Origin of the sequence: Actinacidiphila yeochonensis CN732 (assembly GCF_000745345.1) — a bacterium.
GTDB lineage: Bacteria > Actinomycetota > Actinomycetes > Streptomycetales > Streptomycetaceae > Actinacidiphila > Actinacidiphila yeochonensis.
Genome location: NZ_JQNR01000004.1, coordinates 658,649 through 681,240 on the forward strand (window position 1 = coordinate 658,649; position 22,592 = coordinate 681,240).

Sequence of the window (22,592 nt, forward strand, 5' to 3'; positions counted from 1 at the left end):
CGCCGAGGGGACCCCGGTCGTCGCCGGGATGACGGACGGCTGCGCGGCCCAACTCGCCTCGGGTGCCTGGGACATCGGTCAGTGGAACACCGTCCTGGGCACCACGCTGGTCATCAAGGGCGTCACGGCGGAGCCGCTCACCGACCCGGCCGGGGTGCTCTACAACCACCGCTCGGCCGACGGGAACTGGCTGCCGGGCGGCGCGTCGAGCGTCGGCGCCGGCGCGCTGGCCCGGGCGTTCCCCGGGCCGACCTGGCCCGCCTGGACCGCGCCGCCGCCGGCCACGAGCCCGCGAGCGTGCTCTCCTACCCGCTGGTGTCGCGGGGCGAGCGCTTCCCCTTCCTGGCCCCCGACGCCGAGCCCTTCACCCTGGGCACCCCGTCGGGCGACAGCGACCTGTACGCGTCGCTGCTGCAGGGGGTGGCGTTCGTGGAACGGCTGTGCCTGGCGTACGTGACGCTGCTGGGCGCCCGGATCGACGGGCCCGTCGCGTTCACCGGCGGCGCCACCGGCAGCCCGTACTGGAACCAGCTGCGCGCCGACGTGCTGGGCCGCCCCGCCACCGTCCCCGAACAGGCCGACTCCGCCCTCGGCATGGCCGTGCTCGCCGCCCACGGCGTCACCTCCGCGGAGCGTCCGGGGCCGTCCGCGCCGCCGTTGTCCGCCCTGCGCCCGATGGTGCGCCTCCGTACGGTGCTGGAGCCGCGCCCCGAGGTGAGCCGGCGGTTCCACGAGCCCTTCGCGGCACTCGTGGACGAGTGGGAACGCCGCGGCTGGCTCCCGCCGGAGACAGCCGCCTACGCACGGGAGCACGGATGACGACGGTCCAGGTAGGGGAGCACGGATGACGACGGTCCAGGTAGGGGAGCACGGATGACGACGGCCGCCACGACCCTGTTCCTCGCCCGGCACGGTGAGACCGTGTGGCACGAGGAGAACCGCTACGCCGGGATCAGCGACGTGGGCCTGACCCCGCTCGGGCTCGCCCAGGCGGAGGCGCTCGGCGCCTGGGCCGCGAGCGCGCGGCTCGACGCGATCGCGACGTCCCCGCTCTCCCGCGCCCGGCGCACCGCCGAACCGGCGGCACGGGCGACCGGTCTCGTCCCCGTCGTCGAACCGGACCTGCTCGAAGTCGACTTCGGGATAGCCGAGGGCCGGACCCTCGCCGAACTCGAAGCGTCCCACCCGAGGGAGGCGGCCGCCTTCCGCGCGAACCCGGCGGCGCACCCGCTGCCCGGCGGCGAGGACCCCGTCGCGGCGGCGGCCCGCGGCGCCGCCGCCCTGCTGCGGCTGGCCGACGCCCGGCCCGGCCACCGGGTCCTCGCCGTGGCGCACAACACCCTCTTCCGGCTGGTGCTGTGCCGGCTGCTCGGCCTCCCGGAGAGCGAGTACCGCCGGATCCTCCCCGGGCTGCGCAACTGCGCGATCACCGAGCTGCGCGTCGTGCCGGGCCAGGTGTCCCTGATGGCGTACAACGTCCCTACCTGAGGCGGCGACTCGAACGCGTGACGGCACGAGGCCCCGCGTGCGCGGGAGTACACCCATCCGCAGGGCGATCCGGACGGGCCGTGGCGCGCAGGCTGCACGAACGCCGTGGAGATGGAAGGGAGCGAAACCAGGGAATTGAGCACAGATGGTGTTGTCGGTCCCGTAAAGTCCGTGCACGTTCTCCACGGCATACGAGCGTCTGGGGGTTTTGGTGGGGATGAGGCTGTCTGGAGGTATCGGACCGCTGCGGGTGTCGGTGCCGTTGACGGCGGGGCGTCGAAGGCGCCGCTCTCGATCGGCCGGCGGCGGTCTGACGGCCGTGGCCATGCTCGTCTGGTGGATGCTGCTCTACGGGGTCTACTGGCCGATGAGACTGGTGTACTTCGAGCTACCGCGGGCTTGCTGGCGTGCGTACCAGCGGCGGCAGGCGCGCCGGCGGTTCGCAGCCAGCGCGCCGCCCCCGTGGGTGAACGGTCCCAGGGGCGGCTGAGGGTCCACGCCTTCAACTCGCCTTCGAGAAAGGCTCCGACACGGTCAGGCGGTGGGCCGCAGGTGCTGCTGCGCCCACTCCTCGAAGCTGGTGAGCGGGATGCCCAGGGCCCGCGCGAAGTGCGGACGGGCGGGCGTGTCGAAGACGTTCATCCACTCGTGGGAGGCGCCGGCCGGATGCATCCCGGCGGCCCTTGCCTCCTCCAGGGTCATGTCGGGTGCGGCCACCTCGGTGCCCAGGGCGCGGGAGAGGGTCGCGGCGATTTCGGTCATCGTCAGGTAGTCGCCGGCCAGTTCCAGCTCGACGCGGTCGAACCGCTCGGGTTCGGCAAAGGCTGCGGCCGCCGCCGTGCCGATGTCGTCGACCGAGACCAGGGAGATCAGGGTCCCGGGCTTGAGGACGCTCACCAGGCCGCCCGCGACCCCGTGGGGCATGAGGAACGCCTCGGAGGGCAGGAAGTTCTCCATGAAGGTGCTCGGCTTGACGAGGGTCCAGTGCGTGAACCCCGCCTCGCGCACCCGGTCCTGGAGCCCGGCCTTGGCGGTGAAGTAGGGCTCCATCGCGGCCCAGCGGCCTTCCGCCCAGCCGGGGGCCTCGGTGTGGCTCCCGGCGCCGGAGACGGAGGTGTGTACGAACTGCGGCACGCCGGCGGCCCTCGCCCCCTCGATCAGGTTGACGCCCTGGGCCCACTCGCCCTCCTGGGCGCGGCCGTTCATGTCCGGCATCTGCACCGAGAAGACGCCCCGAGCGCCTTCGGCGGCCCGGGTGACGGAGTCGCGGTCGTCGAGGTCGCCGGTCACCAGCTCGGCGCCGAGCGCCTCGACGGCCTTCGCCCTGTCGGTCGAGGGGTCGCGGACCAGGGCGCGTACGGGCACGCCCGCCGCGAGCAGGGCGCGGGCGGTGGCACCGCCCTGCCGGCCGGTGGCCCCGGTGACCAGGACGGGTGCGGATTCAGTGGCCATGGTGTTCCTCGGAGTCGGTGGCGCACACTGCTAAGTGGCGAGGCCCGCCACTTACCTTCCGGTACGATACGGAGGACCCCGCCACTTAGCAAGGAGATGGCACCATGACCGGCCAGCGCGCGGACGCCCGGCGCAACTACGCGCGGATTCTCGCCGTGGCCGAGGCGGAGGTCGCGGCGCACGGCGCCGACGCCTCCCTGGAGCAGATCGCCCGTGTCGCGGGGGTCGGATCGGCCACCGTGCGACGGCACTTCCCCGGCCGGCCGGCCCTGCTCGCGGCGGTGTTCGGCGAACGGATCGAGGCCCTGTGCGCCCGCGCCGCCGAGTTGGCCGGGGCGGTCGACGCGCGGGCCGCGCTGCTGGAGTGGCTGGGCGCGTTCACCGACTACGCCGCCTCCGCGCGCGGCCTGGCCGACGCGCTGGTCCAGGACGGACTGTACGACCCGGAGCACGTGAACGTCTGCTCGGTGAAGCTCGCCGGCGCGCTCGAACCGCTGCTGCGGCATGCCGCCCAGGCCGGCGCGGTGGCGCCCGGTGTCACCGCGGCCGACCTGATCGCTCTGGTCACCGGCGTGGCCCTGGCCACCGAACACCACCCGGACCCCGCCGCGGAGGCGCACCGCCTGCTCGCTCTGGCCGTCGCGGGGGTCAGCCCTCGGGGATGAGGGCGGAGGGCGCGCCCGGCTCCGCGCGGACCGAGAGGTCCTGGGGGCCGGGCGCGGCGGGCCCTTCCGAGGGCCGGCGGAGACCGCGAGGGCCACGCGTGGACGGTGACCCCCGTGCGGTCCGGTCGTTGATCACGGCATGACGAGGGGGGACGACACCGTGCGCTGCCCGTCCGCACGCGCAGCCGCCGACGACCCCGCACCGGAGGGCGGACGCCGCGAGGTGCGCCTGGCGCTGCTGGCCGAACTCGACGCCTGCCTGGCGGCCGGCGGCGACGGCGCGCTGGCCGCCCTGCACCGGCACGCGGTCCTGCCCGCCGGGAAGCTGCTGCGGCCGCTCCTGGTGGTCGACGCGGCCCTGGCGGTGGGCGGATCGGCCCACCCGGTGCTTCCGGCCGCCGTGGCGGTGGAGCTGCTGCACGTCGGCAGCCTCATCCACGACGACATCATCGACGGCGACGCGGAGCGCCGCGGGCGGGCCGCCGTCCACCACCGCTTCGGGACGGACCGGGCGATCCTCGGCGGGGACGCGCTGTTCCTGCGGCCCTTCTCGCTGGTGGCCGAGTGCGGGAGGCGGGGCGTACCCGCCGAACGGGTGGTGCGTGCCGGCCAGGCACTCGCGGCGGCGGGTGAGGAGCTGTGCCGGGGCGCGGTGCTGGAGCTCGACCACGCGGGGGCACCGGAGCTGTCGCTGGAGGCGTACGTACGGATGGCGGGGCTGAAGACGTCCCCGCTCTTCAGCGGCGCCTGCCGGATCGGAGCGGTCCTCTCGGGTGCCGACGAGGAGCAGGCCGCCGCGCTCGGCCGGTACGGCCACGCCCTGGGGATCGCCTTCCAGGCCCGCGACGACCTCCTGCCCTACGACACCTGCTTCGCGGGGGCCGCCGGGGACAACGGGACCGCGGCCGCCGGGAAGCCCGCGGACAGCGATCTGGGCAACCGGCGCCCCACCCTTCCCGTGCTCCTGGCACACCAGCTGGCCGCACCGGCCGACCGCCACCTCGTCGAGAAGCTGCTGGCCGACGGTGCGCGCGGCCCCGACGCCCACGCCCGAATGGCCGACGTGCTGGAGCGCACCGGGGCGGTGGACGCCGTGCGTTCCGTGGTCGAGGAGTACGTGCGCCGCTGCCACCAGGCGCTCGCCCTCTTCGAGCCGGGCCCCGGCGTCGCCGGGATGGCCGCGCTGGCGGACCGGCTGGCGCGGTGGACCTCGCCGCGGGCGGCGTGCCCGGCACGATGACCGCCGCCCACCCGAGCACCGCAGGCGTCCGCGTCTCCCGCCTGGCGGCGCACCTGGAGACCTTGCGCCCGTACGACCTGGTCACGGTGCTGCTGGTGGCCGCCGCGGGCGCCGAACTCGCCGTGCCGCGGGCCGATCCGGCGATGGTGCTGCTGGCCGCCCTCATGGCCCTGGCGGCGGGCGCCGGCGCGCTGTACGCGGCGGACTACCTGACCCGCCACGACGACTTCACCACCAAACCGGACCGCCCCATCCCCTCCGGCCGGCTGTCCGCCACGGCCGCGCGGCACTGCGCCGCCGGCGGCACGGTGACGGCCCTGGCCGTCACCGTCGCGGTCAACTGGCGCGGCCTCCTCTTCATCGGCGCCGCGGCGGCGGGGCAGGTCGCCTACGGCCGATGGCTCAAGGACCGCGGCTGGTGGGGCGATCTGGCGGTGGGCCTGTCGGGCTGGAGCTGCGCCCTGCTGACCGCCGCCACCTTCACCGCGACCTGGCCGCCGCCGGCCCTGTGGCTGCCCGCCCTCGCGCTCGGGCTGCAAGGCACCTTCGGCAACACCCTGCTGGCCCTCGCCGACCTCGACACCGACCGCGCGGTGGGCTGCCGCACCCTCCCGGTCCGGCGCGGACCCGCCGGCGCCGTCGTGGCGATGACCGGCTGCGCCACCGCCTGCTACGCCCTCGCCGCCACCGCTCCGGGCGTCCTGCACCGGCCGCCCACTCCCGGGTTCGTCGCCCTGACGGTCGCCGCGGCGGTGCTCGGCACGTCCTGCCTGCCGCCCGCCGCGTTCCGCCGCGGCCCCTCCCACCTGGCCTGGGCGACCGAACTCCACTTCTACGAACGGGTCATGCTGCCCGCCGCCCTGCTCGCCCTGGCCGCCGGCACCCTCCCCGTCCTGTGCGCGGTCCTGGCCGGGGTGTGCGTCCTCGCCCTCACCCCGCGGTCCATGCTGCACGCCGAGGCTCTGACCGGCGGCCCGGCGGGCGGGCGTTGAGGCGAGCGGGCGTCGAGGTGGGTGCGAAGGACGGGCGTTGAGGCGAGCGGACGCCGAGGTGGGCGCGGCGGGCAGCCGTTGAAGTGGGCGCGGCAGGCAGATCAGCGCGATCGCGGCGGACCTCTTCCAGGTCCTCGGCCGACGGTGTCCCGGTCCCCTCCGTCGTGCTTGCTTGCCCTCCCCGCGGATTCCCCGCCCCTCACGCCGCCGCCGCCGTCGCCGTCGCCGGGTGACGGCGGGTGACGGCGGGTGATGACGGGTGACGGCGCCACGCCCGGGCCGCTGAGAGAGCACCGGCCGAGCTGTCGCACCCACCCCCTCCGGAGCGCCGCGGCCAGGTGATGCGAAACTCACGACCTGAACGCTGACCGTCAGCGGCCGCGTCGGCCCGTCACGTCGTCGACGATCCGGCGGGCAGGCTCGGGCAGGTCGGAACCGGACAGCTCGGAACGCGTCGGAACTCGAACAGGTCAGAAGGGGGCCCTCATGGGCAGCGTGGCGTCGTCCTTTCCCGAGCGGATCGAACTCGCGGGGGAGGGGCTCGTCCTCCGCGACTGGACGACGGAGGACCTGGCCGCGATGCCGGAGCTCTTCGACCACCCGGACATCGCCTACTGGACGCCGATCGTCTCGCCCTTCGGCGCCGCGGCGGCCCGCGCGCGGCTCGACCGGGCCCGGGAACTGCGCGCGGAGGGCACCGCCATCCTGCTCGCCATCACCGTCGACGGCGGTGCGCCGCTCGGCGAGGTGATGCTGCGGCGGGCTCCCGAGGGCACCGAACTCGGCTACGCGGTCGGCCCGGCCCACCGGGGGCAGGGGCTGGCGGTCCGGGCGGTGCGAGTGCTGGCCGGGTACGCCTTCGACGAGCTGGGCGCCGAGCAGGTGGTCCTGGAGCTGGAGGCGGAGAACGCGGCCAGCGCCGCCGTGGCCGCCAAGGCGGGCTTCGAACTGCTCGACGTGCCGCTGATCACGGGGGAGGAGAAGGGCCGGCCCTTCGCGTTGCAGACGTGGGGGCTGCGCCGCCCCTGAGGATGGCCGGCAGGAGCGCAGGGTGACGGTGAGCATGTGCTGGCTGATCCCGTGGCTGCGCCGCCGCTGAGGGTGGCCGGCAGGTCGGCATGCTGACAGCCCAGGCCGACTGCCGCCCCGGGCACGCCGACCCGGGGTGGACGGTTCGCCGCCGCCCGGGACACGTCGGCGCCCGCCCCGTTCCGGGCGGGCGCCGTCCGAGCTGATGGGGCACGGGGCGGGGTCGGACGGCCGCGGTCTGTTCCCCGCTGTCCTGCTACCTGTCGTCGCGCCTCAGCGCCCCCATCGAGTGGTCGCCCTTCTCGACGAGCTGCTCGTCGCCGCGGTCCACGGTCTCCTCCGCCTCGTGGGCGCCGCTCTCCTTGCGTCGGCGTGCCTCCTCGGCGGCCTCCCGTGCCTTCCTCTGCCTGTCCTTCGACCTGTCCATGGCGTTCACTTCCCGGAGGGATGCGTACCCGACCAGCCTATGACCGGGTCCGCGGGCGCGCGCGGCCACACGGACGCCCCCGACACCCGGCCGGTGTTTCCCGGAGGGAGGGGTCCGGCGGGGCCCCGGAAGCCCGGGTCGGTCGCGGGGCCGGGCGGGTATGCCCGGCCGGGCGTGGTGAGTGGGGTGTGCTGGTCGTGCGCCGGAAGGGCGCTGTCGTGGGCAGGTCTCCGCTGACAGGCTGACCGCGTTCGTACGGGTCCGGCCGGGGAGCCGGACCGCGTTCGGTCCCTATCGGGGGTTGTCATCGTGTCTGTTTACTCGGGCCTGGCCGGGGAGTCCGGGCCGGTCGGTACGGCCATCGGCTCGGCCCAGGCGTCCGGCCGGGAAGTCGGCGCGGTCGGCGGCGCGCACTGGGACGGCGGTGTCGTGGCCCGGCTGGCCCACTGGGCCGCCACCGTGCCCGACCAGCCCGCGGTGGGCTTCGTCGCGGACCCTGTGGACGGCGTGGTGGAGCAGCTCACCTACGCCGAGCTGGACGCCCGGGCGCGGGGCCTCGCCCAGTACCTGCGGAGCCGCATCGACAGGGGCGACCGGGTGCTGCTGCTCTTCGCGCCGAGCCCGGGTTTCCCGGTGGCGTTCGTCGGATGCCTGTACGCGGGCCTGGTGCCGGTGGTGGCGCCGGTGCCCGACGGCCAGCGGCACCGCGGAGAGCGGCTGCGCGGTGTGGTGGACAGCGCGGGTGCTGCCTGCGTGCTCACCGACGCGGCCACCCTCCCGGACATCCGCCAGTGGACCGTCGGCGTCGGCGCGGCCGGGCTGCGGGTGGTCGCCGTCGACACCGACGTGCCGACGCGCGGCACCTGGACCGTGCCGGACTTCCAGCCGGACGATCCGGCCTTCCTCCAGTACACCTCGGGCTCGACCAGCCAGCCCCGGGGCGTCGTCGTCACCCACGGCAACATCGCGGCCAACGCCGAGCTCTGCCACCGGCTGACCGGCTGCGACCGCGACTCGCGGTTCGGCGGCTGGCTGCCCATGCACCACGACTTCGGCCTGCTCTTCCTGCTGCTCTTCCCGCTGTACACGGGCGCACGGACGGTCCACATGTCCGCGTCGGTCTTCCTGCGCCGGCCGTGGAGCTGGCTGCACCTCATCGACCGGTTCCGGCTGGACCTCGTGCCCGCGCCGAACTTCGGATTCGAGCTGTGCCTGCGCAGGGTCACCCCCGAGCGGGCGGCCGGCCTGGACCTGTCGTCGTGGCGGGTGGCCGTGATGGGCGCGGAGCCGGTCCAGCCGGAGACGCTGCGCGGGTTCGTCGACCGGTTCGCGCCCCAGGGGTTCCGCGCCGGCACGCTCAGCGCGGGCTACGGGCTCGCGGAATCCACTCTGATGGTGACCTGCGAGGTCGGCGCGGTCGAACCCGTGGTGGGGCGGTTCGACGCCGCGGCCCTGGAACGCGGAGACCTCGTCCCCGTCCCCGGCTCGCCGACCACCTTGGCCACACCGTCCGGAGCGCTGGAGGGGGCGACCGGACCGGTGCGGGAGCTGGTGCGGTGCGGGCTTGTCGAGGAGAGCGACGCCGACACGCGGATCGTCGATCCGGCCGACGGGGGCGAACTGCCCGACGGGCGGGTGGGCGAGCTGTGGCTGCGCGGCCCGAGCGTGGCCGCCGGCTACTGGGGCGATCCGGAGGGGACCGAGCGGGTGTTCGGCGGCCTGACGGCCGCCGGCGAGGGCGGGTTCCTGCGTACCGGGGACCTGGCCGTCCGCTTCGAGGGCGGCCTGTACTTCGTCGGCAGGATCAAGGAGATGATGATCATCCACGGCCGCAACCTCTATCCGCAGGACGTCGAGTACGAGGCCAGGCTGGCCGAGGAGGCGCTGCGGGGCCTGGTCGGCGCCGCGTTCAGCGTGCCGGTGCCCGAGGAACGGGTGGTGCTGGTCCACGAGGTGCGTCCCGGCGACGCGGCCGGCCGGATGCCCGAGGTGGCGGCGGCCGTCCGGCGCCGGGTGGCGGAGGAGTTCGGGGTGGCGCTGGCCGGCCTGCTGCTGGTCCGGCCGGGCGCGGTGCGGCGCACCACCAGCGGCAAGGTACGGCGCGGGTGGGCGCGCGAGGCTTTCCTGCGGGGCGAGTTGCGCCCGCTGTTCAGCGAGGTCTCGGCCGAGGCGCGGGCGGTCGTCGGCGCCGCCGCCGGCGAGCTCGCGGCCGCCGCGATGCCGGGCGGTGCGCGGTGAGCCGGGTGGAGACGGCGGAGACCACCGCACCTGACGCGGTGGCGGCGGCAGACGCGGCACCTGGTGCGCCCGGGGCGGTCGAGGGGATCACGGCGGACCGGCCGGACGGGGTCGGAGCGGGCGCTCCCGGGAGGCGCGGGGCACGGCTGGACGTGGCCGCGCTGGAGCTGCTGCTGGCCCGCTCGGTCGAGTTCGCCCCGAGCCGGCTGATGACGCTGGACCGGGGGGAGGCGTTCCCCGCCGGGGCGTGCCGGGTGCTGGACGGGGCCGGGTTGCAGCGGTGGTACGTGCCGGCCCGGTTCGGCGGCAGCCTGGACGACTACGGCACGCTGCTCGGCCTGCTGCGGACGGTCGCGGCGCACGACCTGAGCGTGGCGGTGGCGCACGCGAAGACGTTCCTCGGCGGCGCCTGCGTGTGGACGGCCGGCAGCGCGCCGCAGGCCGACGCGGCGGCGGTGGACGCAGCCCGCGCGCTGGCCCGGCAGATCGAGGCCGGCACCGTGGTCGCGTGGGGGCTGACGGAGCCCGACCGCGGCGCCGACTTGCTGGCGGGCGAACTGGTAGCTGACCGGGTGGCCGGCGGATACCGTCTGACCGGGGTCAAGTGGCCTGTGAACAACGCCAGTCGGGCGGACATCGTGACCGTGCTGGCCCGTACCGGCCAGCCGGGCGACCCGCGCGGCTACAGCGTCCTCGTGGTGGACACCCGGGAGGTCCGCTCCGGGGCCGTCCGGCGGCTGCCGAAGGAGCGCACCCACGGCATCCGGGGCGCGGACATCAGCGGCATCGCCTTCGACGGCGTCGAGGTGGCCGCGGAGTGCCTGGTGGGCGGCGAAGGGGCCGGTCTCGAACTGGTCCTGGCCTCACTGCAGTTCACCCGACTGGTGTGCGCCGGCCTCTCGTTGGGCGCGGCGGACCACGCGCTACGGCTGGCCGAGGAGTTCGCCGACGAGCGGGTCCTGTACGGACGGACGGTGGCCTCGTTGCCGCACGCCCGCCGTACCCTCGGCGAGCTGCGCGGCGGGCGCGCCCTGGCCGAGGCGGTGGCGCTGTTCACGGCTCGCGCCGCGCACACCCTCACCGGTGAGCTGAGCGTGTACTCGGCGGTGGCCAAGGCCCTGGTGCCCACGCTGGTGGACGAGGTGGTCGAAAAAGCCGGCGAACTGCTGGGCGCCCGCGCGTTCCTGACCGTCGAGCACGCCGACGGAGCGTTCCAGAAGCTGGAGCGCGACCACCGGATCGTCGGCATCTTCGACGGCAGCACCTTCGTCAACCGGCACGCGTTGATCCGCCAGTTCCCGCGGCTGGCGGCGGCCGCCGCGCCGGAGGGCCGGGACGAGGCGGGCGTGCGCGCCGCCGCCGGGCTGGGTGCTCCGCTTCCCGAGCCCGGCCCCGTCTCGCTGGTCTCGCGCACCGGGTGCAGCCTGCTGCGCTCGCTGCCCGAGGCGGTGGCCGCCCTGTGCGCGGGTACGGCGGAAGGCCCCGGCGAGGTGCTCGCGGCCGGCGCCCCGGCCGCCGCCGCCATGGCCCGGCAGGTGCTGGCCCACGCCGAGCGGCTGCTGCGGGAGCTGGCGGAGCTCGGGCCGCAGCGCGGGGAGGTCGAGCCGGAACTGTTCGCGCTGGCCGAACGGTACGAGGTGTGCGTGGCGGCGGCCGCCGCGATACGGCTGCACGTGGACGGCGGCTGGGCCGACGGGCGGGTGCTCGCGGGCGCGCTGGCCGCCGCGGTGGTCCGGCTGGAGCCGGCCGGCACGGGCGCGGCGCCGTCGGCCGCCGGGCTGGTCGGCGCCGTGTTCGACGACCTCGGGCTTGACCGCGCACCGGCCCCGGCGGCGGCCGGGCCGCGTGTACTGGTCGCCGCCTCGGCCCGGGCGGGGGAGGAGGCGCGATGACCGCGACGTCCCCTGCGGCGCCCGCCCCCGGCCGGCGCCGGCCCACCCCCGACCCTCCCGCCCTGGAGCCGACGTGCCCGCTTCACCCCTCGTGCAGGGAGCCCCCGCCGCGCCGCCCGCGACGGGCGGGTCGGAGATGCCGGAGCGACTCCGGCCCGCGTCCTGGTACGCGGCCGACCCGTCGGCCGGCTACCGTACCGGGCGCGGCGCGGTTCCGTCGGCGGCGGAGCGGGTGGCGGAGGTCGACCGCCTCTTCGGCGACCCGGCCGAACCGGCCAACGCCCTCGGCCACGCGGCCGTGCTGGCCGCCGACGAGCGGGACGAGCTCTTCAGCGAGGGCGAGCGCGCCCTGGACCGCTACCGGTTGAGCGCGGAGTTCGTGCCGCGCGAGCTGGGTGGGCGCTTCAGCAGCCTGGAGGACCTCATACGGGTGATGCGGGTGGTGTTCCGCCGCGACCCCTGCCTCGGACTCGGCTACGGGATCAGCTCGTTCATCGCGTCCGTGAACGTGTGGACGGCCGGCTCCGGCGACCAGCGCGACTGGCTGGCCGGCCGGCTGCTCGGCGGCGAGAAGGCGTCCTGCGCCTACCACGAGCTGGCCCACGGCAACGACTTCGCCGGCGTGGGGTTCGCCGCCCGGCGCGGCCCGGAAGGCGACCTGCGGCTCTCCGGGCGCAAGGAGGTCGTCACCAATATGACCCGAGCCCGCGCCATCGTGCTGCTGGCCCGCACCTCCGACCGCCCCGGCAGCCGCAGTCACTCCCAACTCCTCGTCGACGCCCACGATTTCCCCGCCGACCGGGTGCGGGACCTGCCGCGGTTCCCGAGCACGGGCATGCGCGGGGTGCAGCTCGGCGGCATGGAGTTCGACGACTGCCCGGTGCCGGGGGACGCCGTCCTCGGACGGGAGGGCCAGGGCATCGAGACGGCGCTGCGGTCCTTCCAGCTCACCCGGACCGGCATCCCCGCCATGCTCTGCGGCGGCCTGGACGCCGCGCTCCGGCTCGCCTGCGACTTCACCGCCGAGCGCAGGCTCTACGGCGGGCGGGCCGCCGACCTGCCGCTGCTGCGGGCGATGCTGGCCGACGCGTTCACCGACCTGCTGATCTGCGACGCCTTCGGCCGTACCGTCGCCCGCGCCATCCACCTGGTGCCGGACCAGACCAGCGTCTACGCGTCGGCGGTGAAGTACCTCACCGCCGAACGGCTGCTGGGCGCCGTGCACCGGCTGTCCCTCGTGATGGGCTCCGCGTTCTACCTGCGCCAGGGCCGCTACGGCTACGTCCAGAAGCTGCTGCGCGACCTCAAGCCGGCCGGCTTCGGCCACGCGGCCAAGGTCGCGTGCCTGGCCACGATGCTGCCCCAACTGCCCCTGCTGGCACGGCGTTCCTGGACCGCCCCCGGTCAGGAAGCCGTTCCCGAGGCGCTGTTCCGGATCGGCGGCGCGCTTCCGCCGCTGGACTTCGCCCGGCTGCGGGTCGGCAGCAGCGGGCAGGACGCCCTCGTGGACGCGCTGTTCCAGGCCCGGGACGCGCTGGCGGCCGGGCAGGCCCCCGCCACCGGGCCCCAGTCGCGCCGACTGGCCGCGCTGGCCGAGGTGTTCTGCGCCGAGGCATCGGACCTGGCCGCCCGGTGCGCCGCCCTGCCGCCCCGCGAACTCGGTGTGGACGCCACCCCCGAGGCGCTGCGGCTGCCGGCCCGCTACGCCTCCGTCCTGGCCGCCTCCGCCTGCCTGAACATCTGGTTGCGAGCCGGCTCGAAGGGGACAGCCGACGGTGAAGGCGACACCTGGACCGACGATCCCGCCTGGGCCGTAGCGGCGCTGGAGCGGCTGGCCGCCGGGCTGGGCCGGACCCCGGACCCGGACGGCGGCACCGCCCCGGCCTCGGCCCGCGCCCTGCGCGAGCACCTGTTCGCGGAGCTGTCGGCCCGCCACGAAGGGGCCTTCAGCCTCGATCTGGACCGCTACCGGCTGCCGGGCTGAACCGGCCGACCGATCCGTCCGCCCGCGAGGCGGGCCCGCCGCGCCCGGCGCGGCCCAGTGTGTCCCCGGCCGTCCCGACGGCGGCCCCGGCGACCGGCGTACGCCGTCCGGCCGGGGAGCGTGCGTGCGTCCGGGTATCAGCGAGCAACCGCAAGGGAGAAGTTGATGGCAGAGCAGAGCGGAGTCGGCGCGTCGGAGTTGCGGACGTGGCTGACCGCACGCGTCGCCGAGTACCTGGGCAGGCCACCGGAAGAGATAGACGTGACGGCCGACCTCGCCGTGCTGGGACTGGACTCGGTGTTCGCCTTGGCGCTGTGCGGCGACATCGAGCAGCACCTCGACGTCGTCCTGCAGGACACGGTGGTGTGGGACCACCCCAGCGTCGAAGCGCTGACCTCGTTCCTGACGGAGCTGCCGGCGCTCGCGGGCGACGGGGCCGCCCATGGTGCGGGCGCCCCGTGACCGCGATAGAGGAAGTGGCCGTGCACCTCCCCTCCACCCGGGTGCCGGTGGCCGAAGTGGGCCGGGAGCTGGGCCTGTCGGACAAGGAGGTCCGCGTCTTCGAGCGGTTCTACGGGCTGCGCGAGACGCTCTACGAGCCGGACGCCACCCTGTCCGACCTCGCTCTGGCGGCAGCCGGCAAGGTGACGTCGCTGATCGGCGAGGAGGACCGGGTCCGCTACGTCATCCAGGCCCGGACCCTGTCCGTGGTGGTGCCCTACCCCGTCAACCCCGTCCAGGAGGTGCGGGACGCCCTGGGGCTACGGCAGGCATCGGCGTTCAGCGTCACCCAGCACGCCTGCGCGTCGGGGCTGCTCGCGGTTGACCTGGCCGGCCGGCTGCTGGCCGCCGACGGCGACCCCGACGCCCGGGCACTGGTGCTCACCGGGGAGAAGGCGTTCACCCCCACCGCCCAGATGATCCCCAACACCACGTTCATGGGCGAGGGTTCGGCCGCCGTGCTGGTACGCGCGGACGGCGACCGGGACCGGGTGCTCAGCTACGCCACCCGCACCCACGGCCAGTTCAACGGGGGCCTGAGTCTGACGCCGGAGCGCTCCGCGGAGTTCCAGGCGATCTACCAGGACGCGCTGGCCGAGGTGATCACCGCGGCGGTGGACTCCGCCGGGATCACGCTGGGGGAGCTGGACCTGCTGCTGCCGCACAACGTCAACCGGCACTCCTGGATGCGGCTGTGCAAGGCCATCGGCTACCCGCCGGAGCGGATCTACCTCGACAACGTGCCGGTCACCGGCCACTGCTTCTGCGCCGACTCCTTCATCAACTACCGCTCGGCCGCCGACCTGGGGCTGCTGCGGCCCGGCGACCGCTACCTGATGGCGGCGGTCGGCCTGGGCGCCACCTTCTCCGCGATGGTCCTGGAGCACTGACGCGGCACGGCGGCCCTTTCCGGCCCGTCGTCCGCCCCGCCACCCGGCCCCGGCCGCCGACCGCACCGACCGTACCGAACACGATGGACGAGACGAAGGAGTCAACGGGATGCCCAGCTTCCCGCGCGCTGTGAAACAGGCCCTGGTAGGCGATCCGGACGCGGTCTTCGTCCTGCTCGGCAACTTCGAGGTGGAGGACGTCTGGGGGCAGGGCGAACCCGGCCTGCCCAGGATGTCCTTCTCCTCGGGCAACTCGATCGCCCACCGCATGGACGAGTTCGCGCTGCTCGTCGGCTGCGCCGGCGACCACGTGGTCACCAAGTCCGCGCCCGACGCCGACTACCTCGCCTACCTCGCCGACCTCGGTGTCGACCTGCCGACGGTGCACAACCCCGCGGAGCAGGAGCCCGGCCGCACCGTCACCCGGGACGTGCTCGCCGACCCGGCGCTGCTGGAGCGGCTGCGCGCCCTCGCCGCCGAGGGCGCCTACCTCGCCGTGCACGGATGGTCGGAGCTGGAGGAGGAGCTGGCCCGGCGCACCGGCCTGCGCCCGGCCGGCAGCCCGGCCGCGGTGTGCAAGGCCGTCAACAGCAAGGTCTACAGCCGGCGGCTGGCCGACCGGCTGGGCCTGCGGCAGCCCGCCGGCTTCGCCTGCGCCACGATCGAGGAGTGGGGACAGGCCGTCGAGGGCGCCACGCGGCTGTTGGCGGCCGGTGAGCGGGTGGGCGTCAAGGACGCCTACGGGGTCTCCGGCAAGGGCATCGTCGTCGTCGAGGACCAGCGGCGGCTGGAGCAGCTGGACCGGGCCGTGCGGCGCCGCGCCGAACGCGACGGGGACGACCGCGCCGGCCTCCTCGTCGAGCAGTGGGTGGCCAAGCGGTGCGACCTCAACTACCAGTTCACCGTGGGCCGTGACGGCGGCGTCCGGTTCGACTTCGTCAAGGAGGCACTGACCGTCGACGGGGTCCACAAGGGCCACCGGATGCCGGCCCGGATCAGCGCCGCCCAGGAGGAGGCCGTGCGGGAGGCGGCCCGGTCGATCGGAACGGCGCTGGCCGCCGACGGCTACGCGGGCGTGGTCGGCGTGGACGCCATGGTCGGCGCCGACGAGGGGCTCTTCCCGCTGGTGGAGATCAACGCCCGCAACAACATGTCGACGTACCAGGTGCCGCTCCAGGAGCTGGCCGTCCCCGAGGGATGGACGGCGCTGGCCCGGCAGTACCCGCTGCGCCTCACCGCGCCCCTGGCCTTCAAGGACCTGCGCCGGGCCATGGCGGGACTGCTGCTGGAGCGCCCCGGCCAGGCGGGAATGGTGGTCAACAACTTCGCCACCGTCAACGCCGCCGCCTCGGCCGCCACGGGCCGGGGATACGAGGGAAGACTGCACGGCTTCCTCGCCGCGCCCACCCCCGAGGAGGCCGACGCCCTGGACGCGCGGGTCATCGCCGTCCTGGCCGACCTGACGGGCACCCAGGCCCCCGGCACCGCTTCGGGTGCCACGCCGGAAGACCCGGCGAAATGACGCGAACACAGGAGGGGAACGCAATGAGCGAGGGGTTCCGCGTGCAGGGCATCGCGGTCCAGGAGCTGGCGGAGCGCTACGGCACCCCGCTGTACGTCTACGACGGCGACGCGCTGGAGCAGCAGTACAGGGGGCTGCGGGATCGGCTGCACCCGGCGGTGGAGATGTTCTTCTCCCTGAAGGCCAATCCGAACCTGTCGGTGTGCACGGTGCTGCGCGGCCTGGGCGCCCGCGCCGAGGTCTCCTCCCTGGCGGAGCTGGTGACGGCGCTGCGGGCCGGGGTGCCCGCCGAGGACGTCATCTTCCTGGGCCCCGGCAAGTCCCGCGCCGAACTCGCGGCGTGCCTGGACGAGGGCATCCGCGCCATCGTGTGCGAGTCGCCCGGCGAGCTGGCCGTCATCGACGAGCTGGCCCGCGAGCGGGGCGTCACCGCGCCGGTCATGCTGCGCGTCAACCCGGACTTCCAGGCCCGTGGTGCCGGCCTGCGGATGGGCGGCAAGCCCCGCCAGTTCGGCATCGACGAGGCGCAGTTGCTCCAGGACCCCGACCTGGCCGGACGCCACCCGCACGTACGGTTGACGGGCGTGCACGCCTACCTCGGCACCCGCATCCTCGACCCGCAGGTCGTGGTGGAGAACACCACCCGCATCCTGGACCTGGCCGAGCGGCTCTCCGCGGTCCTCGGCATCGACCTGGACCTGGTCGACATCGGCGGCGGACTCGGCGTCGCCTACTTCGAGGGCGAGCACGACCTCGACCCGGCGGAGCTCACCGACGCCCTCAACCCGGTGCTGGCGGACTTCCACCAGCGCCACCCCGAAACCCGGCTGATCATGGAGCTGGGCCGCTACCTGACCGCCCCGGCCGGCACCTACGTCACCCGGGTCGAGTACACGAAGACGTCGATGGGTGAGAACTTCGCCATCGCCGACGGCGGTACCAACCACCACATGGCCGCGGTGGGCGTCGGCTCGTTCGTCAAGCGGAACTTCCCGATGGCGCTGCTGAGCCGGCCCGACGCGGTGCCCGAGGGCACCTGGCAGGTCACCGGCCCGCTGTGCACCCCCAACGACACCCTCGGCAAGAACCTCGCCCTGCCCGAGCTGCGCCCCGGCGACCTCGTCGGCGTCCTGCGCTCGGGCGCCTACGGGCCCACCGCCTCACCGGTGCACTTCCTCAGCCACGGCTACCCGGCCGAGGTGCTGGTGCACCGCGGCCGCGACTACCTGGTCCGCGAACGCGACGGGGTCGAGGACCTGCTGGGCCGCCAGCCCGTGCACCAGGAACTGCGGTCCGCCCCCGTCGCGGCCGACCGTGGCGAGTAGCGCCCCCATCCGTCCGCCCAGGACACCGGCAGTACCACGACACCAAGGAGAAGGCACCATGACGGACAGCAGCACCACCACCGCGGCGGCCGGTACCGGCGACCCGGCCACCGTCGAGGTGGACGTGATCGGCAGCGTGACCGCGGCCCTGGCCCGCGTCCTGAAACGCGACCCGGCCGAGATCACCCCCGACACCCGCCTCTTCGACGACCTGGGCCTGGACTCCACCAGCGTGCTGGAACTCCTGCTGGAGCTGGAGACCGAGCTGGGCTGCGAGTTCGACTCCGACTCGCTGGAGCAGGAGCACTTCGAGACGGTCAGCAGCCTGGCCGGCTACCTGTCCGCTCAGGTCAGCGGGTAGCGCGGTGCATCTTCTACCACCCCCAGGACGCGGACCCGGTCCCGGTCCCGGTCTCGGTCCGACCCGCCCTCCGCACCGCCTGCCGCTGCGGCTCGCGGCGGTCATCTCCAGGCAGTTCGACGGGACCCGCCCGCTCGACGACGACGGGATCAGCCGCTACCTGTCCGACGTGACGGGCGCGTACGGCGCGCCCGACGCGGCCCGGGGCGCGACGGAGCTGGCCGGGCGCCCCGTCAGCTCCTTCGCCGCCATGGCCGTCGAGGTGCTGGCCGACGCCGGCGCCGAGGCGGCGCCGGACGCGGTTCCCCCGGACGGCCCTGCCGCTCCGGACCCCGCCGCGGCCGGCCCGGTCCGCCGGCGGCGCGGGAGCGGCATCGGGCAGATCGTGCTCGCGCACGCCACGCCCGACATCGACCCGCGCGCCTCGGCGGCCTGCTACCTGGTCGACTCCGACCCGGGCCGCCCGCTGGCCTTCTGCCTCTCCGACCAGGGAGTGGGCGCGCCGTTCCTCGCGGTGCGGGTGGCGGGCGAGTACCTGCGCGACGCCGACCGCGGCCGCGCGCTGGTGGTCGTGCTCGACCAGAGCGCCGTGCCCTGGCCGGTGCCCGACGGCACCCGGCTGCCGATACGCGACCTCGCCGTGGGCCTCGTGCTGGACTACGACGACAGCGCTGACGCCGCCGACCGCGCCGGCGGCGCGGACGGCCAGGCCGGCTCCGGCACCGAGCGGGCGGCGTCCGGCACGGGCGCCGACCCCGCAGGGCACGGCGGGGGCCTGGCCCTCCAGCAGTGGCCGGACGTCGGCCCGGACCAGATGGCGGGCGCCCTCACGGGCTACCTGGACTCGGTCCGCGGGCGGTTCGGCGGCCCGGTGACGCTGGTGCTCGGCCAGGGGGTGCCCGAGGCCCCCGCGGAACGGGTCGAGCGCGGTGATCCGGACGGCCTGTGCACCTCCGTCTGGACGACGCTGCACCGGCTGGTCACCGACCACGACGGCTCGGACGGTGCGGCGGTCACCTTCGTCCTCGCCGAGTACGACCCGTCGCTGCGCCAGCTCAGCGCGGCCGCGATCCGCTGGGAGGGAGCATGACACCGATGACCCCGGCCGCCGCGCCGCACCGCCCGGCCGCCGTCGCGTCCGCGGGGGATGCGGACGCGGGGGCGCGGCCCGAAGGCCCCCGGGAGTCCGCTCGGCGCGGCGCTCTCGTCGAGGGTTGGGAGGCGCTGCGCGCCGCCGCCGGTGCGACCGGACCGGTCTACGGCCCCTCCGGCCACGCCCTGGAGGCCCGTCCTGCGACGGCCGCACGGACCTCGGCGGAGCAGGCCCCGGAAGACCCGGCCGGCGCCCGCGTCCTGAGGTCTTTGGAGTGCGCGGGCGCCCGCTGGACGCTTCTCGCCGCCCCCCCGGACGTCGAACCGGCCCCGGCCGGAGCCGACTGGCTGCTGGGCGTCGCCCGACTGCGGCTGGGGGTCTCGGAGTGGCTGCGCGACCAGGCCGTCGCCCACCTCAGCGCACGCACCTCCGGTGGTACGCCGCTGGTGCGCATGCAGTTGGTGCTCGCCGCACTGGCCGACGCGGCAGCGGCCCACCTGGAGGCCGCGGTCCTGCTGGACGTCGCGCCCCTCTCGGGCGCCGGGGCCGCACCCGGCGGTGCCGAGGCGGCGTCCGGCCCGGCGGACGCACCCCCGGCCGTGGAGCCCGGACAGGTGAGACCCACCGGGTTCCCCGGGCTGGACCACGTCCACCACCGCATCACCCGGGCCGACCGCGAACTGCTGCGGCTGTTCGGGGCGAGCGGCTTCCTCTCGGACGGCCCCGGACAGCGGGCCCATCTGTCCGAGCTGCTGGCGTCGATGTGTCTGGAAGGCGGGAACCGGTGATCGAGCTGGACGAGCGGCTGCTCAGGCTGCGCGCCGAGGCCCGCGACTGGGCGGACGAACTGAGGCCGCACGCACTGGAGCTGGACGCCGATCCGGAGCTGGTCCGGCGCATGCTCCACCTGCGCGCGGTGCGCTACGTCTCCCGCATGATGGTGCCCGCCGAGCACCAGCCCGACCCGCTGCTGATCGGCCCGCACGCCTACTACGGCACCACGGCCCTGGAGCGGGCGATCGTCGCGGAGGAGCTGGCCTGCGGGGACCCGGGCATGTTCCTCGCCTCGCCCGGGGCGTCGCTGTCCGGAGTCCTCGTCGGCCTGCTCGGCGACCCCGAGCAGCAGAAGTGGTTCTTCGGCCGGATCGTCGAGGAGCCCACGTGGACCTTCTTCGGCCTGACCGAGCCGGGCCACGGGTCGGACGCCACCGCCCTGCAGACCTCGCTGACGGCGGTGCCCGGCGGCCTCCGGCTCGACGGTGAGAAGCGGTACGCCGGCAACGCGGCACGGGCCGGGATCGGTACGGTCTTCGCCCGAACCGGGAAGGGGCCGCTGGGGGTGGCCGCCGTGCTGGTGGACTCCTCGCAGGAGGGCTTCCACGCCGAGCCGCTGCCGATGATCGGCCTGCGCGGGGCGCGGATCAGCGCGATCCGGTTGGACGGGGTCGAGATCGCCCCCGAGCGGGTGCTCGGCCGCCACCTGCCGGTCAGCGCCCGGGGCATGCGCGGAGCAATGCTGACGTTCCATCAGTTCCGACCGGGGGTAGCGGCGTTGGCGCTGGGAATCGCCCGGGCCGCGCAGGAGTACGGAACGGCCCACCGGGAGTCCCTCGACGCCGCGGGTCGCGCCGAACTGGAGCGGATCGGGCGGGAGGTGGACGCCACCCGCCAACTGGTCTGGGCGGCGGCCCTGTCGGTGGACCGCGACCCGCACAGGGGCGTGTACGCCTCGGCGGCCAAGGCCCGGGCGGCTCAGCTGGCCGAGCAGGCCACCCTCAGGGTGACCGAACTCCTCGGTCCCGGAGCCCTGTTCGACCACCCGCTGCTGGACAAGCTGGTGCGGGACGCCAGAGGTGTGGAGTTCATGGAGGGTACGAGCAACATCCAGCGGCTGAACCTCGGGCAGGCCGTGGCGGGCGGGAGGCTGGAAGGGTGAGCGAGTGGCGGAAGGTGGGCGCCCTCGCCGCTCCCATCACCCTCGCCGAGATCGTCGGCGTCGCGGTCCCGCAGGTCGTGGTCGGCCTGATGAGCGCGATGGGCGCGGAGGCACTGTACGTGCGCTCGCTCTTCGCCCCGGTGCTCTTCGTCTTCCTCGCGGTGCAGGCGGGAGTCGGGGTCAGCGCCCAGGTCGCCGCCGCCCGCCTGGCCGGCGGGCCGCCCGGCGGCCAGGAAGGGCGGGAAACGGGGCCCGTCGCGGGGCCGTGGGGGATCGCGGTCTCCATGGCCCGGGTCGGCGTCGCGGCCAGCGCCGTCGCGGCCGTGGCGCTCGCGCTCGCCGCCCCGCTGCTGGCCGACGCGCTGTCCGTACGCCCGTCCGTGCGCGGCGACTTCGAGTGGTTCGTGCGCTGGGTGTGCCTGGCGAGCCTGGCGTCGGTCGGCCCGGTGGTGTGCTCGTCCGTGCTGCGCGGCGCCGGCCGGGCGCGCGCGTCGGTGCTGGTGCTGCTCGGTTCGGCGACGGCCGAGGTCGCCGGCGTCGCGGTGCTCGGGCTGCCGGGCGCCGTCGGCTGGGGCATGTGGTCGGTGCCGTGCGCGGTGGCCGGCTCCGGGCTGCTGGGCACCGCGGTCGGCCTGGCCGTCATGCGCCGTGCCGGTCTCACCCCGGGCAGGTCCAGGAGGGGCACCAGGCCGCCGCGGCCCGAGGTGCGCGGACTCGTGACACAGGTCGGCGGGCCGGTGGCGGCGTCGTTCCTGGTGATCTTCGTCAGCAGCTCGGTGATGACCTGGGTGGCCAGCGGCTACGGCAGCACGGTGGTGTCCGGCTTCGCCGTGGCCTACACGATGCAGACGATGGTGATCGTGCCCGGTATCGCCATCGGCTCGGCCACCGCGATCACCGTCAACCACTACCGGGGCCAGGGCCGGGAGGACCGGGCGGAGCCGGTGGTCCGCGCCGGGCTGGGCCTGGCCGCGGTGGTCTACGTGGTGCTGGCGGCCGGGTGCTGGCTCGGCCGCGACAGCCTGGCCGGCCTGGTCACCGGCGACCCCGCGGTCGCCCACCAGGCCGAGCGCTACCTCGGGCTGGTCGCCCCCACCTACCTGGTGATGGGCGTGGTGCTGGCCGCGCTGACCGCGCTGGAGCAGATCGGCGGCGGCCCGCTGGCCGCGACGCTCAACGTGGTGTACTTCGCCGGCACCTGCGCGGTGGGTGCCGTCTGGGCCCGGCAGGCCGGCCAGATCGTCGACCTGTACCGGACCGTCGCGGTCGCCAACATCCTGGGCGTGGCGGTCGTCCCCGTCGCGCTGGGCTTCGTCCGCCGCGCCCGGGCCGCGTCCACAGCGGCCGCCCCGCCACCAGGGGCGGAACCGGCCACCGGGTTCCGCGCGGCGGAACCCGCCGCCCCGTCACCCGCGGCAGCCGGACCGGCCGCTGCCCCGCCGCGCCGCGCCGAGGACGGCTCCGCCGTCGCGCCGGCCCCCGAGCCGCTCCTGCACGCCGAAGGCGTCCGGCCGGGGCGCGCGGCCACCGCATTCCGATCCGAAGGAGACGACTGAC

General features: G+C 75.3%; 20 protein-coding genes. 18 read left to right on the forward strand and 2 right to left on the reverse strand.

The genetic code is table 11. The features are described 5' to 3' along the window. Nucleotides 1-81: 81 nt before the first annotated feature. Both BS72_RS39495 and BS72_RS09580 read left to right on the forward strand, forming a co-directional pair. On the forward strand, nucleotides 82-819 hold the full coding sequence (locus BS72_RS39495; RefSeq protein ID WP_322942176.1) for an FGGY-family carbohydrate kinase: 738 nt from the start codon (nucleotides 82-84) through the stop codon (nucleotides 817-819). Between the two features lie 54 nt (nucleotides 820-873). Beyond that, nucleotides 874-1,488, forward strand: coding sequence for a histidine phosphatase family protein (locus BS72_RS09580; RefSeq protein WP_037908670.1), 615 nt, complete (start codon nucleotides 874-876; stop codon nucleotides 1,486-1,488). 534 nt (nucleotides 1,489-2,022) lie between these two features. Here BS72_RS09580 and BS72_RS09585 read toward each other — a convergent pair. Then, entirely contained in the window at nucleotides 2,023-2,940 is a 918-nt protein-coding gene (locus tag BS72_RS09585; protein WP_037908673.1) for an NmrA/HSCARG family protein, read from the reverse strand. Between the two features lie 104 nt (nucleotides 2,941-3,044). Here BS72_RS09585 and BS72_RS09590 point away from each other — a divergent pair, with 104 nt between their 5' ends. From BS72_RS09590 to BS72_RS09605, 4 genes are all read left to right on the forward strand, one after another. Further along, the gene (locus BS72_RS09590) at nucleotides 3,045-3,605 is read left to right on the forward strand and encodes a TetR/AcrR family transcriptional regulator (RefSeq protein WP_037908675.1); all 561 of its coding nucleotides are present in this window, start codon (nucleotides 3,045-3,047) and stop codon (nucleotides 3,603-3,605) included. A gap of 139 nt (nucleotides 3,606-3,744) precedes the next feature. Further along, on the forward strand, nucleotides 3,745-4,845 hold the full coding sequence (locus BS72_RS09595; protein WP_051950865.1) for a polyprenyl synthetase family protein: 1,101 nt from the start codon (nucleotides 3,745-3,747) through the stop codon (nucleotides 4,843-4,845). Further along, nucleotides 4,809-5,837 (forward strand): UbiA family prenyltransferase, encoded by a 1,029-nt coding sequence (locus BS72_RS32110; RefSeq protein ID WP_051950866.1) that lies wholly within the window; start codon nucleotides 4,809-4,811, stop codon nucleotides 5,835-5,837. Before BS72_RS09595 ends, BS72_RS32110 begins: the two co-directional genes overlap by 37 nt. Before the next feature lie 486 nt (nucleotides 5,838-6,323). Next, entirely contained in the window at nucleotides 6,324-6,866 is a 543-nt protein-coding gene (locus BS72_RS09605) for a GNAT family N-acetyltransferase (RefSeq protein WP_037908677.1), read from the forward strand. A gap of 256 nt (nucleotides 6,867-7,122) precedes the next feature. On the opposite strand, the gene BS72_RS36410 is transcribed toward BS72_RS09605, so the two are convergent. Further along, the gene (locus tag BS72_RS36410) at nucleotides 7,123-7,293 is read right to left on the reverse strand and encodes a hypothetical protein (RefSeq protein WP_157856188.1); all 171 of its coding nucleotides are present in this window, start codon (nucleotides 7,291-7,293) and stop codon (nucleotides 7,123-7,125) included. A 309-nt stretch (nucleotides 7,294-7,602) separates the two neighbouring features. Between BS72_RS36410 and BS72_RS09610 the strand changes: the two genes are divergently transcribed. The 12 genes from BS72_RS09610 to BS72_RS09665 all read left to right on the forward strand — a co-directional run bounded on the left by BS72_RS09610 (nucleotide 7,603) and on the right by BS72_RS09665 (nucleotide 22,591). Beyond that, a complete protein-coding gene (locus tag BS72_RS09610; protein WP_051950867.1) occupies nucleotides 7,603-9,531 on the forward strand; it encodes a fatty acyl-AMP ligase in 1,929 nt (642 codons plus the stop codon). Next, on the forward strand, nucleotides 9,528-11,423 hold the full coding sequence (locus BS72_RS09615; protein ID WP_051950868.1) for an acyl-CoA dehydrogenase family protein: 1,896 nt from the start codon (nucleotides 9,528-9,530) through the stop codon (nucleotides 11,421-11,423). The genes BS72_RS09610 and BS72_RS09615 overlap by 4 nt, the downstream gene beginning before the upstream one ends. Nucleotides 11,424-11,496: 73 nt before the next feature. Continuing rightward, nucleotides 11,497-13,407, forward strand: a complete 1,911-nt coding sequence (locus tag BS72_RS39155; protein WP_157856189.1) for an acyl-CoA dehydrogenase — start codon at nucleotides 11,497-11,499, stop codon at nucleotides 13,405-13,407. Between the two features lie 165 nt (nucleotides 13,408-13,572). After that, nucleotides 13,573-13,869 carry an acyl carrier protein gene (locus BS72_RS09625; RefSeq protein ID WP_037908680.1) on the forward strand — a complete coding sequence of 99 codons (297 nt, stop codon included), beginning with the start codon at nucleotides 13,573-13,575 and terminating at the stop codon, nucleotides 13,867-13,869. Continuing rightward, the gene (locus tag BS72_RS09630; protein ID WP_037908682.1) at nucleotides 13,866-14,798 is read left to right on the forward strand and encodes a 3-oxoacyl-[acyl-carrier-protein] synthase III C-terminal domain-containing protein; all 933 of its coding nucleotides are present in this window, start codon (nucleotides 13,866-13,868) and stop codon (nucleotides 14,796-14,798) included. Before BS72_RS09625 ends, BS72_RS09630 begins: the two co-directional genes overlap by 4 nt. Nucleotides 14,799-14,907: 109 nt before the next feature. Then, entirely contained in the window at nucleotides 14,908-16,320 is a 1,413-nt protein-coding gene (locus tag BS72_RS09635; RefSeq protein WP_051950870.1) for a preATP grasp domain-containing protein, read from the forward strand. A 23-nt stretch (nucleotides 16,321-16,343) separates the two neighbouring features. Next, complete coding sequence (lysA, locus tag BS72_RS09640) at nucleotides 16,344-17,645, forward strand: diaminopimelate decarboxylase (protein WP_037908684.1); 1,302 nt, start codon at nucleotides 16,344-16,346, stop codon at nucleotides 17,643-17,645. Nucleotides 17,646-17,703: 58 nt separating this feature from the next. Continuing rightward, on the forward strand, nucleotides 17,704-18,006 hold the full coding sequence (locus tag BS72_RS09645) for an acyl carrier protein (RefSeq protein ID WP_063836013.1): 303 nt from the start codon (nucleotides 17,704-17,706) through the stop codon (nucleotides 18,004-18,006). A 4-nt stretch (nucleotides 18,007-18,010) separates the two neighbouring features. Then, nucleotides 18,011-19,096, forward strand: coding sequence for a hypothetical protein (locus BS72_RS32115; protein ID WP_051950871.1), 1,086 nt, complete (start codon nucleotides 18,011-18,013; stop codon nucleotides 19,094-19,096). Next, entirely contained in the window at nucleotides 19,093-19,887 is a 795-nt protein-coding gene (locus BS72_RS32120; protein WP_157856190.1) for a hypothetical protein, read from the forward strand. The genes BS72_RS32115 and BS72_RS32120 overlap by 4 nt, the downstream gene beginning before the upstream one ends. Then, nucleotides 19,884-21,035: an acyl-CoA dehydrogenase family protein gene (locus tag BS72_RS09660; protein WP_051950873.1), complete on the forward strand. Its 1,152-nt coding sequence runs from the start codon at nucleotides 19,884-19,886 to the stop codon at nucleotides 21,033-21,035. Before BS72_RS32120 ends, BS72_RS09660 begins: the two co-directional genes overlap by 4 nt. After that, nucleotides 21,032-22,591 (forward strand): MATE family efflux transporter, encoded by a 1,560-nt coding sequence (locus tag BS72_RS09665; protein ID WP_051950874.1) that lies wholly within the window; start codon nucleotides 21,032-21,034, stop codon nucleotides 22,589-22,591. The genes BS72_RS09660 and BS72_RS09665 overlap by 4 nt, the downstream gene beginning before the upstream one ends. The last annotated feature ends 1 nt before the right edge of the window (nucleotide 22,592 follow it).